Annotated in this window: 9 protein-coding genes and 1 pseudogene; all 10 read left to right on the forward strand. The window is 55.3% G+C overall.

What is annotated here, in order from left to right:
* A pseudogene (gene hcp1, locus ACB028_RS06295) lies at positions 1 to 253 on the forward strand (type VI secretion system effector Hcp1); the annotation flags it as partial.
* Positions 254 to 554: 301 nt separating this feature from the next.
* Positions 555 to 2600, forward strand: a complete 2046-nt coding sequence (locus tag ACB028_RS06300; RefSeq protein ID WP_371143779.1) for a type VI secretion system tip protein VgrG — start codon at positions 555 to 557, stop codon at positions 2598 to 2600.
* Positions 2590 to 3321 (forward strand): DUF4123 domain-containing protein, encoded by a 732-nt coding sequence (locus ACB028_RS06305; protein ID WP_371143780.1) that lies wholly within the window; start codon positions 2590 to 2592, stop codon positions 3319 to 3321. Before ACB028_RS06300 ends, ACB028_RS06305 begins: the two co-directional genes overlap by 11 nt.
* The gene (locus tag ACB028_RS06310) at positions 3318 to 8237 is read left to right on the forward strand and encodes an RHS repeat-associated core domain-containing protein (protein ID WP_371143781.1); all 4920 of its coding nucleotides are present in this window, start codon (positions 3318 to 3320) and stop codon (positions 8235 to 8237) included. The genes ACB028_RS06305 and ACB028_RS06310 overlap by 4 nt, the downstream gene beginning before the upstream one ends.
* Positions 8238 to 8248: 11 nt before the next feature.
* Complete coding sequence (locus tag ACB028_RS06315; RefSeq protein ID WP_371143782.1) at positions 8249 to 8689, forward strand: hypothetical protein; 441 nt, start codon at positions 8249 to 8251, stop codon at positions 8687 to 8689.
* Between the two features lie 1884 nt (positions 8690 to 10573).
* Positions 10574 to 11077 (forward strand): type VI secretion system contractile sheath small subunit, encoded by a 504-nt coding sequence (gene tssB, locus ACB028_RS06320; protein WP_371143783.1) that lies wholly within the window; start codon positions 10574 to 10576, stop codon positions 11075 to 11077.
* A 37-nt stretch (positions 11078 to 11114) separates the two neighbouring features.
* Positions 11115 to 12596, forward strand: coding sequence for a type VI secretion system contractile sheath large subunit (gene tssC / locus ACB028_RS06325; RefSeq protein WP_026457012.1), 1482 nt, complete (start codon positions 11115 to 11117; stop codon positions 12594 to 12596).
* 6 nt (positions 12597 to 12602) lie between these two features.
* Positions 12603 to 13034: a type VI secretion system baseplate subunit TssE gene (tssE, locus tag ACB028_RS06330; RefSeq protein WP_371143784.1), complete on the forward strand. Its 432-nt coding sequence runs from the start codon at positions 12603 to 12605 to the stop codon at positions 13032 to 13034.
* A gap of 3 nt (positions 13035 to 13037) precedes the next feature.
* Entirely contained in the window at positions 13038 to 14807 is a 1770-nt protein-coding gene (gene tssF / locus ACB028_RS06335; protein WP_371143785.1) for a type VI secretion system baseplate subunit TssF, read from the forward strand.
* On the forward strand, positions 14771 to 15769 hold the full coding sequence (gene tssG / locus ACB028_RS06340; RefSeq protein WP_371143786.1) for a type VI secretion system baseplate subunit TssG: 999 nt from the start codon (positions 14771 to 14773) through the stop codon (positions 15767 to 15769). Before tssF ends, tssG begins: the two co-directional genes overlap by 37 nt.
* The last annotated feature ends 32 nt before the right edge of the window (positions 15770 to 15801 follow it).

The following is a 15801-nucleotide window of genomic DNA, read 5'->3' on the forward strand; positions in this document are numbered from 1 at the left end:
GATGCTGCCGAAAGTGACCCTGAAGTGGTATCGCACCTCCGTCGAGGGCAAGCAGGAGCACTTCTTCTCTACTGTGCTGACCGATGCCACCATCGTGGATATCGACTGCCAGATGCCGCACTGCCAGGATCCGGCGAAGTCTGACTTCACCCAGCTGATCCAGGTCTCTATGGCATACCGCAAGATTGACTGGGAACACACCGTTGCCGGTACTTCCGGTGCTGACGACTGGCGTGCTCCGATCGAGGCGTAAGCTGATGTTCAAGGGCACTGCTTGCGGTGCCCTTTTGCTCCTGGAACCACCGAAATCAGAGGTGCAATGCTGCCTCGCCGATTACCCTCCATTGCATCCGATTTCCCTTGCCCACGATTTTTCTTATGCCTGTCTGCGCTTTGTGTGCAGGCATAAGAAAAATGGGGTCGCATCTTGCCGCACGTCGTCAAGGGCGTGCGGTAGCCATGGTGTCAATGCCATCGGGACGATTGCGACTCTCTCGCACGGCTTCAACGACCCCGTCACCCGGGGCAACACACTTTCTTGAGGGCGCTCACCGATGGCAGACAGCACAGGATTACAATTTACCGTCAAGGTGGGGGCGCTGCCCGAGGGGACCTTCGTGGTGGCCGAGTTTGCCCTGGAAGAGGCGTTGAACGGCCCGTTCCAGCTGCGCCTTGAGTTGGCGAGTCCCCAGCCGGACATCGATTTTGCCGCCGTGCTGGACCAGCCGTGCGAGCTCCTGGTGTGGTATAACGGCGAGCTGCAGCGGCGGGTGTACGGGGTGGTCAGTGACTTCGCACAGGGTGACAGCGGTTTTCGCCGAACCCGCTACCAGCTGCTGGTGCAACCGGCCCTGTGGCGACTGGGGCTTCGCCACAACTCGCGTATCTTCCAGGCGCAAAAGCCCGATGAAATTCTCAGCATCCTGTTGCAGGAGCACGGCATTACCGATTACGCCTTTGCGCTGAAAAATGAGCATGCCCAGCGCGAATACTGCGTCCAGTACCGGGAGACCGACCTCGACTTCCTCAATCGCCTCGCGGCCGAAGAGGGGATGTTCTACTTCTTTGAGTTTGAGCAAGGCAAACACCGTCTCGTGTTTGCCGACGACGCGGCGGCATTGACTCAAGGCCCCGAGCTGTTCTTCAACCTCGGCAACCGCTCGCTCGAGCAAGGCGCCTATGTGCGTCAGTTCCACTACCGCGAGGCGGTGCGCACCTCGGATGTGGAGCTCAAAGACTACAGCTTCAAGACCCCGGCCTATGGGCTCTCCCACAAGAAGCTGGGGGCCGAGCTTGAGCATCAGCGCCAGAGCTATCAGCACTTCGACTACCCGGGCCGCTACAAGCAGGACGGCAGCGGCAAGGCGTTTGCCCAGCACCGGCTCGATGCCCTGCGCAATGACGCCGTGACAGGCCAAGGCAAATCCAACAGTGCGGCCCTGCTGCCGGGGCAGTATTTCTCCCTGACCGAGCACCCGAACGCCAACCTCAACAGCGACTGGCAAATCGTGCATATCCGTCACACCGGCCAGCAGCCTCAGGCACTGGAAGAGGAGGGGGGCAGCGGCCCGACCGTCTATCACAACGAATTTGGCGTGGTGAAGGCGAGCAGCACCTGGCGGGCCCGTATTGGCAGCCCGCAAGCGCCCCACAAACCCACGGTGGATGGCCCGCAAATTGCCATGGTGGTGGGGCCGGAGGGGGAGGAGATTTACTGCGACGAACACGGCCGGGTCAAGCTGCAATTCCCCTGGGACCGCTACGGTTCGAGTAACGACCAGAGTTCCTGCTGGGTGCGGGTGAGCCAGGGTTGGGCGGGCGGCCAATACGGCATGATGGCCATCCCGCGCATCGGTCACGAGGTGATTGTGAGTTTCCTGGAAGGGGACCCGGACCAGCCCATCGTCACCGGGCGTACCTACAACGCCACCAACCGGCCGCCCTATGAATTGCCGGCCAACAAGACCCGCACCGTGCTGCGCACCGAGACCCACCAGGGGGAAGGCTTCAACGAGCTGCGTTTTGAAGACCAGGCGGGGCAGGAAGAGATTTATCTGCACGGCCAGAAAGACCTTAACGTGCTGATTGAGAATGATGCTGCCTGGCACATCAAGCACGATGAGCACAGAGACATCGACAACGAGCGGGTGACCCGCATCAAGGCCAATGACCACCTGACGGTGGAAGGTGAGAAGCGGGACCATATCAAGGGTGACCATTCGCTCACGGTAGATGCCAGCCAGCACCAGAAACTGGGGCAGAGCTGGCTAACCCAGGCTGGGCAGGAGGTGCACGTCAAGGCCGGTGCCAAGGTGGTGCTGGAGGCGGGCAGCGAACTCACCGTCAAGGTCGGTGGCTGCTTTATCAAGGTCGATGGCGGCGGCGTTACCCTGGTCGGCCCGACCATCAAGATGAACTCGGGCGGCAGTCCCGGCTCTGGATCTGGCTGGGCGGGGCAATCTCCCATCGGTCCCCATGGTGTTGCCGTCCCCCCCATTCCCAAAGTCCCTCTCACACAGGCTCAGCTTGCCACCATGAAGAGTGCGGCACCTTTCTGCGAGGAGTGTGAGAAGTGCAAGGAGGGTGAGTGTGAAATCTGAGGCACAGCCATTAACCGAGTGGGTCAGTTCATCCCGTAGCGCACCTCTCTATGCCGTGCTGGCCGGCGCCAGCGAAGCGGCCCCCTTGCAGCATTACTATCGACTGGATGGCCGCCACACCCCGCGAGGTCTTTATCTCGGGACTGTCTATGGGGATTGGCATCCTGTCATGCCTTATCTGGTTGAACTGGATGAAGAGAGCCCATTCATCGAGTGGGCGGCCAATGCCGGGGCGCGTGATTGGGGATTCCTGATCTCGACGGCGCAGCCGGTGAATACCCTCTATGGCCATTTGCAAGGGCTGACCCAGGTTTGGCATCAGGGAGAGGCGGTTTTTTTTCGCTATTGGGATGGTGCTTATCTGGCTTCGATCGTCGAGCTGCTTGGTGACCGCTTTACCACTCTGTTACCTGAGCTTGCATCGCTCTGGTGCGATGGCCACGCCTTTCGTTGGGAAGGATCGGAGCCTTGCAAACCGCGTCCCTTCCCCTGGTGGGAGCTCCCGGAACAAGTGGCCAGCACCCTGGCCAAACAAGATCAGGGGATCCTGATCAATAACCTGATGCAACAGCTGGCCGACCAGAATGGTCAGCTTTACTGGTCCTTTCCCGAGGCCAACTTACGGTTCAAGGTGGCCCGTTTCATTGCCCGTCATCCATCCCCTGACAGTGATCTATTCCCAGCGCTGGAAGCTGCGCTGATCAAAGAGGTTCAAGCATGAGTAATCCCGGCCAGGCCATTTTCACCCAGGTGATTGCCGATTATCGCAATGCCCTCAAAGAGTACCGCCAGGATGCAGAGAGTTTCTTTCTGGGCGACATGCTCGGCATGGACATGGAACAGACCATCAAGGTCGGTGACAAGAAGATAACGGCATCATCGGGCAGCAACAAGGCGCAGTCCGTGGTGACCCAATGTCCGCAGAGCGGCACCTTGCGTTTGGTGCACATGTTTGAATCGGTACGCTTTATCCCCATCGGCAATACCCCCTACAAGGTGGAGGCGGGCAAGGTGATGCGCGGGCAATTTGCCAGTGAAGCGGTCGTCAAGGAGGGAACGCTGGATGCCAAGGGGATTGCCGAAGTGGGCAAGCTCACTCCGGGCAAGTCCTATCGAGTGACCTTTTATCCCAATGTGAAGAAGGGTGATCTCGATGCGTTGTTCACTTCTTACGCACCGGTACAAAAAGATCTCGAAGCCTGGCTGACCAAAGAGTGGAACAGCGAGCACAAGGCCGCCTGGGGACGCTATACCGCCAATGGTAGCGGGGTCGGGAGTCATGCCCTGGCCGCTGCCAGCGGGATTGGCAAGGCGCTGGTTGGTGTGTGGGACGATCTCAAAACCATCTACAACCTGCTGGCCGATCCGGTGGGTAATGCCAAGAAGCTGGCCGAACTGGGGGTCGATGCTGCGGCCATGGCCCAGGCGGGGGTCTCTCAGATGGAGGCGGCCATGCTGGTGCTGCAGGATGAGGCGCTGCTCTATCTCTATGCCTATGCCCTGGTGTGCTGGGTCAAGTTGTTGCCACCGGACGAGCAGACAGAATTTGGGGCGCAGGTGATCTCGTCGGTGCTGATCGACGTCATCATTGGTGTGGTGCTGACCGGTGGGGCCGGCCTGGCAGCCCGCTATGGTGCCAAAGCCGCCTCCATGGCGAAAAACAGCGACCGGGTGATGCGCCTCGTCACCTCCCTGGTCAATATGTCGAAGAAGCACAACCTGGCGCAGCATGCCCAGAAAGCGAAGAAGGTGCTGGTAACCGGTTCGGCGCCCATGAGCCCGGCCAAGAAAGCCGATCTCAGGTTGGTAGATGGCAATGCCAACACTCTGGTTGAGCAGGGGACGGCGGCCACGCGCAAGTTCCAGCCGCACGCCGAAATCAAACAGCGTAGCCAGACACCGGATGCCTCCAGGCAGGCCGAGACTCCTGCGGGCCATCCCCATCAGCCGGAAGCAAAGACGTGCAAGAACAAGTGTCCGGTCTCCATGGTGACGGGCGAAGAGCTGCTGGCGCTGCAGGATGCCCAACTTCCCGGTCTGTTGCCCTTCACCTTTGGCCGCCTCTATCGCACCTCTGCGATAGCACAGACAACAGGTATGGGACCAGGCTGGAGTCACTCCTTGACACACCGGCTTGAACGTCACGGCGATATCCTGATCTGGCGGGATGACGAATCTCTTGCCACTGAACTGCCTCTGCCATCGGCAAGCAGGCCCATGGTCACCAACCTGTTGTCGGAAGCGGCGGTTTATCTGGGAGATAACGCCGACGAGGTGATTGTGGCCAAGGCGGGCTCCCCCTTCTTGCACTTTACCTGGCATGGCAATACAGGTCGTTTGACTGCGCTTTCCGATGCCTACGGGAATCGATTGACTGTTCGCTCCGATAACCAGGGGCGCCCTTGCTGGATTGAAAATGAAGGTGGGCTGGCTCTTCGCATCGTTTATCAACAGGCTTTCCTGACCGCTGTCGAGTTGCAACGGTTTGACGGGATCAACTGGCTGCCTCAGGCAACGCTGCAGCGTTATTACTATGATGATGCCGGTCATCTGGTTGCCGCTGAAAATGGGGGGGGCGAGTGCGAACGTTACCGTTACCGTGATGATGGAGTGATCCTGGAGCGCCGTCTGGCGGGCGGGGCCGGTTTCTTCTGGGAGTGGGAGCGGGAAGGCTCTCAGGCGCGTGCCATCCGTCACTGGAGTGATGTGGCCGGTTTCGATGTCACCTATGGCTGGGATGACGACAAGGGCGAAGTGACGGTCATCAACGCCGACGGCAGCCAGGAGGTGTATCAGCATGACAACAATGCCCGCCTCGTTCGTCAGCAGGATCCTGACGGTGCCATCACCGAGTTTGTCTATAACGACAAGGGCCAGAAGGTACTGGCACGGGATGCGCTGGGTGGAGAGACCCGGTATCACTATGACGATGAAGGACTGTTGGTTCTCGAGGTCGCTCCTGATGGCAACCAGACCGCCTATCAATATTGGGATGGGCGAGTACGCAAGGTGGTACAAGGGGAGCGTGAGTGGCGTTTTGAGCGCAATGTACAAGGGGATGTGATCGCAAGACGGGATCCCTTGGGGCGCGAGACCCGTTACGGTTACACCCCACAAGGCAAGCTCTGTTTGGTGGAACAACCTGATGGCAGCCGTATCGAACTGCTCTGGAACCGACAGGGGCAGCTGATTGAAGAGAAGGGGGCCGATGGCGGTGTAACCCGCTGGCGTTATGACGAGCGGGGTCGTCAGATCCTGCGTCGCGATCCCCGTGGGGCCATTACCCGTTATGAGTGGGATGCCGCCGATCGTCTGCAAGCCGTGCATCTGCCGGGGGGCGGTGTGCGCCGTTATGAGTACAACGCCTACGGCAAGGTGACGGCCCAGTGGGATGAGCAGGGCCGCGAGACGCGCTACGAATACCATCCCGGCCTGCATCTGGTGAGCCGTCGCATCAACCCGGATGGCAGTGAGCTCAAGTATCGCTACGACAACGCCAAGCTCTTTTTGAGCGAAATAGAGAACGAACACGGTGAGCAGCACCGTATCCACTACTACCCCAACGGTCTGGTGGAGCGGGAAACCGGTTTCGATGGCCGTACCACCGCCTATCGTTACGATCTTAACGGCCACCTTGGCGAGAAGGTGGAGTTTGGCAAGCAGGGCACCGAACTGGTGACCCGCTATGAGCGTGATGCCATGGGGCGCCTGCTCAAGAAATGCCTGCCAGACGGCCGTGAAATCCAGTTCAGCTATGACCAATATGGCCAGTTGATCCGGGTCGATGATGGCGCCTGGCCGCTGGCCTTTGAATACGATGCCGGCGGCAATCTGCTGGCTGAGCATCAGGGATGGGCCTCCAGCTATTTCAAACACGATCAGATGGGACGGTTGGCCAGCTGGCAGTTGCCCGATGGCAACCAGCTTGCTTACCACTACCAGCATGGCGCCCTGAGCGGTGTCGATCTCAATGGTGCCGAACTCACCCGCCATCAGATAGTCGGCGGGTTGGAGATGCGTCGCAGCCAGGGGGCATTGACTCAACAATACGAATATGACGAGCAGGGACGTCTGACAGCTCTGCGATTGCAACGCGGACAACAGATTGCCCGCGAACGGCGCTATGGCTATGACGGCACAGGCAATCTGTTGCACATCAACGACAGTGCCCAGGGGGAATTGCATTATCGCTACGATCCGCTGGACCGTTTGCTGGAGGTACGCGGTGAGCTGACCGAGCGATTCCTGCATGATCCGGCAGGAAACCTGTTGAGCCAGACTCAGGGCAATCGGTTTGATGCCGCCAGTACCCAGGGCAACCGCTTGCTCTTTAGCGGGGATCGCCACTTCGAATACGACGAATTTGGCCGATTGGCGGTAGAGCGGCGAGGCAAGGGCCAGTCACTTGTTACCCGTTATCACTACGACTGTCAGCATCAGCTGATCAGAGTCGAGTTGCCAGGTGGGAGCATCGCCCGTTACGACTACGATGCCTTTGGCCGCCGTATTCGCAAAACGCTCGTTGGGCAAAATGAGCAACAGGGCGACCAGGTTAGCGAGTTTTTGTGGCAGGCCAATAATCTGATTGCCGAAAGTTGCAGCGATGGTGGTTACCGCAGTTTTGTCTACGAGCCCGGTAGCTTCAAGCCGCTGGTGCAGCTGGAAGGGGAAGGGCAAGGCGCAGAGGTATTCCACTATCAACTGGATCACCTTGGTACCCCGCTGGCGTTGACGCGAGAAAATGGTGCAACCGCCTGGCAGGTGCGCTATCGCGCTTATGGCAATGTATGGAAACAGGAACTGGCCGAAGTTGAGACGCCCCTGCGTTTTCAAGGGCAGTACTATGATGCCGAGACGGGCCTCCACTATAACCGCCACCGCTACTACCAACCCGGAACGGGTAGATTTATCACTCCCGACCCGGTCGGTTTGTTGGGTGGTTTGAATGGCTATCGATTTGGTCAAAACCCGCTTCGTTGGATAGACCCGTTGGGTCTATCCAGTGTCGATGGAGTATGCCCGGATGCCAAGCCGGCGCCATATAGACCGAATAATACGGCCAATGCCGTAAAACCTGCTGACATTCCGATGACTCAGGAGAAATATGATGAAATCATCAACTTAGAAAGAGGCAATCGACCAGAAAATCCAAGGTCATATTTGCCTGATGAGTATGTTACTGCTCACGAGAAGTTATTTGATGAGCAAGGTGGAGGATTCATACAGATAGCTGATTGGCTTAACCCCAACAGTCCCTATAAGAGTTTACCGAATGGTAAGTTTGTTGGTTTGAACTCAGAGGTTTCTTCAATTGCATCAAAGGCTTCAAGGATTGAAGACCCCATGGAGAAAGCTCGATTTCTAAATGAAAAATTGGCCCTCGGGCTCGATGAGGATGGGTTAAAAGTAGTTGCCAACAGTGAACTGTATTATATTAGGATAAAACCCAATGATCCTAGGTTTAGTTACAAAATTCCAACAGGTAATGAGCCAGGGGCTCTACCAAAGGAGTGGGTGCCAGGTGGAAAAACTAAGGGCGGATTAAGTGAAGCTGCATTAGAGGGAGCGGATCAGATAAAGCATGATGGCGATATCAGTAAATTGTTGTCGTTGTTTGATGACACTACAAGAATATAAGTAGGTATTATATGAACATCCAAGGTTTTATGACCCATCCAGAGGATTTTTTCAGGGGTAATGGTGATTTTTTTGTGGTGGACCGAGACTGGGGTGGGCACAACCATTATTTATCCATTAAATATTTGTTCTTGCATGTTGCCAGTGGTGAATTAACATTAGATGATGTTGAGTTAGGTTTTTATAAATTCTTGTTATCATTGAAAAAAGAAAAAGGCGATCTTGTCAACTTCTTTGCTAGTGCTGTGTATATTTATTCTGAACTAGATAAGGATAGCTTTAAAGTTAATGATTGTATAGTCGATTTTTTCTGGCCAGAAAAGAGGTGCTACTTAGCGGCTAAAGACTATTTGTCAAAGATGGATTTTTATTTTGGTGATGAACACTATGTCGAGGTAATAAAAGACAAATATCCAAAATCAGGGCTTGGTATAATTTTGAATGATATGTAGCATGCAATTAATAACCGCTAAAAAACTGAGTTGATTTTAAAAATCCCTTATCTTATATAGACGGCATGGCACGATAAATCATCAGCAAGAGGCTCTAGACATCTCTTCCAGCCCGACACTATTCGCCTTGAGGTGCCGTCAACGCCTTAATGACCATGCCGTCTTGAACGACATTTTTATCCTTACTACTGGGCTCCCGTGGGAAGACAGGCCCCAGTATCTGATGATAAATCCCCATCACAAAGTTAGATATCTCAAAGTGCTCTATCAGTAGTGTTTTTTTCTTAAGTATGCAGTGATTTATAAAGCAGACGTTAATGATGTCAAACAGCCCATTAACATTTCTCTCAGTACGGTTTTGACTGGGGTTATAGAACTGGTTGATAGTGATATTGTGACGTTATCAATGAGGATGCTAGGACGTGTACTAGTAGAACTGAAAGATGGCTATATAGGTGGTATAGTATTCCGTTGATAACTTTTCATTGAATGTGATTTTTATGACCAAATCATTAGTCTTGTCTTATCGCTAAGGCAGGCCGGACTAATGATTTAAATAACAACACCAATCAAAGTTGTAGTAAATAAATTAGTATTTATAAACCATGGATTAACCACTTTCTCACTGGCAGTGAGAAAGTGGTTAATCTCCATGAAAATCCATTTTGGTAGGCATGTACTCGATATTTTCACTGCACCTTTAGTGTTTCATATACTACTTGGAGCAAGAGCGGAACAATATATTATTCAGGCGAAGACTTGACCTATATACTCCAATATACTTGGCAGCAGGATAATCCATCTTTAACTCGGCAAGTTTCGAACAGCCCCTTGTCCTACTTGATTCGTTCAAAAACTGAGTAGTGGTGCCTGCCTTGGGGTGAGAGATACAGCCAATCGCGCTTCCTCAAAAATCTTCTCACTCACTACCATGAATGGCTCCATTGCGATCCCTTTTGGGTTGAGCTGCTTCCAGATACAGATCTTCCTTCCTGACACGATAAGCAAGCCACTCTACCGTGATCTGGAAGGTCCTCGTATGAGGCGTAGTTCTTGGAGGATCTTCTGGATTACTCCCCGCGACTTTTATGAGCGGCCACAGAAATAAAGAAGGGATATAGACGGGCTGAAAATGACATGGATATGTCAAGTCTGTGAAGGTCGTTGGATGTCTGATAACAACCCCATGGGATACTGAGATTGTTATGATGGCAGATGATTTTATCATCTTGTCAATAAAGCGATATGGCGTTGAATAATGCGTTATCCAGGGTGGAATATAAGTGCAGTGAAGTAATCATTTATCATCATGAATGGTAAGCTCCACAACCTTATTGTGTTATCAATTTGTTGTTGGCGCTCAGCGTTACTGCGTCCACTCTTGTCGCAATGATGATGATAGTTATATGACAGTTACCTTTATTGACGTTTAAATCGGCAAAATCACTCAATATTTGTGTGCAATTAGTAGATTTTAATTGATCGTGATTATTTATTTTTAATTTGCTGTGTGGTGTTATAAGCATTTGTTTTGTAAGTATTTTATGTGAACGGCTTTTGCTGGTCACTGCATCGTCAATAAATAATCAATTGACTGCAAATAATGCATGCATATACCATGCGGCGCAAATGGCTCTTGTGCCTAATGACCTCTAACACAGAATAGAGGCGTAATCGGGTTGTTGTTATAGATAACAAGAAAGATATTGCATGTTCGATATTTAGAGCATTTGCTTTAGTGTGTCGAAAATGCACCGTCGGCCAATGAATCTTTCGTCGGTTATATCGGCGTGGCCGTCAACTGTCATATCTTACAGTTGATGGGGAGGATGTTGGCTATAAGCTTTAGGGCCTTGATGTGACCCTTAACTTGGTATTTAGAGCATGGGAAAAGGAATTGATGGCGCCACTGTCGCGCCCAAAGAGCGTATTAATATCAAATATGTGCCGGCAACCGGTGGTCAGCAAGCGGAAATAGAACTTCCGTTGACCATGATGGTGGTCGGTAATATGAAAGGGCGTACCGAAGACACTCCCATCGAGGAGCGCCAAACCGTCTCAATCGACAAGAATAACTTCTCTTCCGTCATGAAAGAGTCCGCACTGGAGCTGAAGTTTGCCGTTCCCAACCGCCTGGAGGAGAACAGCCAGGACGAACTGCCGGTGTCGATCAAGATCCAGTCTCTGGAAGACTTCACCCCTGACAGCGTGGCCAAGCAGGTTCCCGAGCTGCGCAAGCTGCTGGAACTGCGCGAGGCACTGGTTGCCCTGAAAGGGCCGCTGGGAAATATTCCTGCCTTCCGCAATCGTTTGCAGGATCTGCTGTCCAGTGATGAGGCTCGTGAGCAACTGCTCAAGGAGCTGGATTTGATTAAGCCAGCCGAGTGATCGGCGGGTTGTATTGATTGACGAGAAAGGAATAAACATGTCTTTGGTCGAAGAACAGGTTCAAGCGGGGGCGAGTGCCGCCTCCTCGTCCTCCCTGCTGGACGAAATCATGGCGCAGGCTCGTATCACCCCGGTTGACGAGGGATACAGTGTTGCCAAACAAGGCGTCGCCGCCCTGATCGCCAACATTCTGGACAGTGGTAGCACGGCTGAGCCGGTCAACAAGGCGCTGGTCGACAGCATGATTGTCGAGCTCGACAAGAAGCTGAGCAAGCAGATGGACGTTATCCTGCATGCCAAGGAGCTGCAGGAGATGGAGTCCTCCTGGCGTTCGCTGAAATTGCTGGTGGATCGCACCGATTTTCGTGAAAACATCAAGATCCAGGTGCTTCATGCGACCAAGGAAGAGCTGCTGGAAGATTTCGAATTTTCACCCGAAATCACTCAATCCGGTCTCTACAAGCATGTTTACTCCACTGGCTATGGCCAGTTTGGTGGTCAGCCCATCGGGGCCGTGATCGGCGATTATGCCTTTACCCACAGCTCGCCCGATATCAAGCTGATGCAGTATGTCAGCGCCGTCGGTGCCATGGCCCATGCGCCTTTCATCTCCTCCGTTGCGCCTGCCTTCTTCGGTGTCGACAGCTTCACCGATCTGCCCTCCATCAAGGATCTCAAGTCGGTCTTCGAAGGCCCGGCCTACACCAAGTGGCGTTCACTGCGTGAATCCGAAGATGCCCGTTATCTGGGGCTGACCGCTCCGCGCTTCCTGGCGCGTCTGCCGTATGATCCGACCGAGAACCCCATCAAGGGCTTCAACTACCGGGAAGATATCAGCTCGGATCACGATCACTATTTGTGGGGCAACACCGCCTACCTGATGGGCACTTCCCTGACCGACAGTTTCGCCAAGTATCGCTGGTGCCCGAACATCATCGGTCCCCAGAGTGGTGGTGCCATCCATGATCTGCCGGTGCATGTCTATGAGGCCATGGGTCAGCTGCAAGCCAAGATCCCGACCGAAGTGCTGATCACCGACCGCCGCGAGTATGAGCTGTCGGAAGAGGGTTTCATCACCCTGACCATGCGCAAAGACAGCGACAATGCCGCCTTCTTCTCCGCCAACTCGGTGCAAAAGCCCAAGGTCTTCCCGAACACCAAGGAAGGCAAAGAGGCCGAGACCAACTACAAGCTGGGTACCCAGCTGCCTTACATGTTCATCATCAACCGTCTGGCGCACTACATCAAAGTGCTGCAGCGCGAGCAGATCGGCTCCTGGAAGGAGCGTCAGGATCTGGAGCGCGAGCTCAATGGCTGGATCAAGCAGTACGTTGCCGATCAGGAGAACCCGCCGGCAGACGTACGCAGCCGTCGCCCGCTGCGTGCCGCCCAGATCAAGGTGCTGGACGTGGAAGGGGAACCGGGCTGGTATCAGGTCGCCATGGCCGTGCGCCCGCACTTCAAGTACATGGGAGCCAGCTTCGAGCTGTCTCTGGTAGGTCGACTGGACAAGGAATAATGCCCGATGCCGCATCTCTCTTCCTGGGATAGAGGAAATGCGGCCAGTCTGTTTGATCGTATCCGGGGGGAGGGGCTGGTCTCTTCCCCCCGTTCGGAAGCGGATGAGCTGGTCGAGTCTGTCAAACGGCAGCTCGAACAGATCCTCAATACCCGTCCCGGCAATTGCCGCAGTGCTCCCGATCTGGGTGTCATCGATCTCAATGACGCGACCCAGGGCAGTGCGGATATCAAGGGGCGGATCCGCGAGGCGATCCGGCAGTGCATCCGCCGTTATGAACCGCGGATCATTCATGTGGATGTCCGTTCACCCGACTATCAGGCGACTCCGCTTGAGATGTCGTTTCAGGTGACGGCCCACGTGAGGCTGGAGCATATCGAGCAGGTTACCTCGTTCAACGTCCATATGGACAATCACCGTCACTACCGCATGGTCTGATCAATGTCGCTGGAACATTACTTCAGGGATGAGTTGGCATTTTTGCGCCTGCAAGGGCGCGAATTTGCAGATAGCCATCCCGAGCTCACCCGCTTTCTGTCGGAGCAAAATTCCGATCCGGATGTGGAGCGCCTGCTGGAAGGCTTCGCGTTTCTCACCGGCAATCTGCGCGCCAAGATAGAGGATGAGTTTCCCGAGCTGACCCATGGTCTGCTCAATATGCTCTGGCCCAACTATTTGCGTCCCGTGCCCAGCATGACCATCATGCAGTTTTCGGTCATTCCGGGCGCCATTGCCCAGCCTGCGCTGGTCAAGCAGGGATGCCAGCTCGACAGTCTGCCTCTGGACGAGGTGACCTGTCATTTCCGTACCTGTCACGATACCTGGGTCTATCCGGCGGATATTCGTCATATCGCCGCCCAAAGCGGCAACGATCTCTCCACCATCTCGCTGGACATCTCCCTGCATGCCCCCTTGCCGCTGAGCGAGCTGCAACTGGACAAGTTGCGCCTGTACCTCGGTGGTGACAGCTACACCGCCTATGAGCTCTACTTCTGGCTCTCCAACCAGCTTTCCCACATTGAGCTCGAGATCGACGGAAAGCAGCGCTTTCGCCAGGAGGCCAGTGCGCTTAAACCGGTTGGCTTTGAGCGCGACGATGCGCTGTTGCCCTATCCGAACAACGTCTACTCCGGCTACCGGATCCTGCAGGAGTATTTCTGCTTCCCGGAAAGCTTTCTGTTCTTCGAACTCGCCGGTGGCGACTGGCCGAAACAGCCGTTGCCGGTGAGTGAATTCAAACTTCACTTCTGCTTCGATCGGCCCCTGCCAGCGGAGCTCAAGATCCGTCCCGACTCCTTCATGCTCAACTGTGTGTCGGCCATCAACCTGTTTCAGCACGACAGCGAACCGGTCAACCTCAATGGTCGTCAGGCGGAGTATCCGCTCAAGGCGAGCTATCGCCACGCGGACAGCTTCGAGATCTTCTCGGTCGACGATGTCGAGGGGTGGGTCGAGGGCAACCTGGGTCGCTCCCGCGGTACGCCACGCATCTATCAACCGTTCGAGAGCTTCCAGCACCAGATTGAGCGGGCCAAGCAGCGACTGGCGCTCTACTACCGGGTGCGGGTCAAGGAGTCGGTGAGCGGGGATGGCTTCGATCACTATCTGTCGTTCGTGCGCGGGGACGAGACGGTTACCCACGAGCTTGACGAGTCGATCTCGGTCACCCTGACCTGTACCAACCGCTCTCGTGCCGCGCGGCTCAAGGTGGGCAGCATCTGTGTGCCGACCGGCAGTTCACCCTCGTTTGCAACCTTCCGCAATCTCATCAGGCCGACCCGGCCACTGCGTCCGGCCCTCGACGGCAGTTTGCACTGGACCCTCATCTCCAACCTGTCGCTGAACTATGTCTCCCTGCTGCGGCGCGATGCGCTGGTGCAGGTGCTGCGCACCTATGACTTTCCCGCGCTGCACGACAAACAGGCGGAGCAGGCGTCGCGCAAGCGCCTGGCGGGGATTGAGGAGATCAAGACCAATCCGGTTGACCGTCTGGTGCGCGGCATGCCGGTGCGCGGGCTCAAGTCACAGCTCTCCATCCGCCAGTCCGCCTTTGGCAGCGAAGGGGAGCTTTATCTCTTCAGTACCGTGCTGGCCCACTTTTTCTCGCTGTATGCCAGTGTCAATGCCTTCCACCTGCTTGAGGTGGTCAATCTCGACAACAAGGAGCGTTACCAGTGGCCAGTCCAGATCGGTCAACACTCCCTGATGTGACGTCCGGCAAGGACGTACCGCGCTTCAATTTCTTCCAGCTGGTGGAGTTGCTCAACCGGCTGGATGGTGCCGATCAGGAGCGAGGGCTCGACTATCTGCCGGGGAACGAGAACATCCGTTTCAAGGCGACTGCCTCCCTGGGCTTTCCCACCAGCGACGTGTTGCAGATTGGCCAGGACGCACAGGGACGCCACGAGCTGGAAGTGGCGTTTCTCGGTCTGCACGGCAGCCAGTCTCCCATGCCCGGCTACTACCTGGATTCCCTGGCGTGGGAATACGCCCAGGGGGAGCAGAAGCTCGGCCTGTTCCTGGATTTTTTCCACCACCGCCTGCTGACCCTGCTGCACCGGCTCTGGCGCAAGTATCGCTACCACGTGCGCTTTCAGGACAACGGGGAGGATGGTTTTTCCAGCCTGATGTTCGCCCTGGTGGGGCTCGGTAATGAGGCCGTCTGCCGCAGCCTGCCGGTCAACCGCGCCAAGATGCTCTCCTATGCAGGGCTCCTGGCCAGCCCCAGCCGCTCCCCCGAAGTGGTAGCCGGTTTGGTGGCCCACTGTTTCGATCTGGCGGATGTGGAGGTGAGTGCCTGGCAGTGGCGCAAGGTGCCCATCCATCAGGATCAGCAAAACCGGCTGGGCCGGGCCTGCGCCACCCTAGGTGGGGATTTCGTCATCGGCGACAAGGTGAACGATTGTGCGGGCAAGTTTTTATTGAAGATCAATGATTTGAGTTTTAGCCAGTTTCTCGGGTTTCTCCCGAACGGGGAGCACTTCCATGCCCTGGTGACCTTTGTCTCCTTCATCCTGCGCGACCAGTTGGCCTGGGATCTGCGACTTGGCTTCGGCCAGGAACAGGCCAGGGGATTGCGCCTTGGGGAGGAGCAGAGCGCGCGCCTGGGGTGGAGTACCTTTCTCGGTCAGCCACCGAGTGATCCGTTCGTGACCATCTGTGTACAGGAATAAGCGCAGGAAATTAAGTGTAGGAACAAGTGCAG

Origin of the sequence: Aeromonas sp. S9(2024), assembly GCF_041403185.1 — a bacterium.
Classification (GTDB): Bacteria; Pseudomonadota; Gammaproteobacteria; order Enterobacterales; family Aeromonadaceae; genus Aeromonas; species Aeromonas enteropelogenes.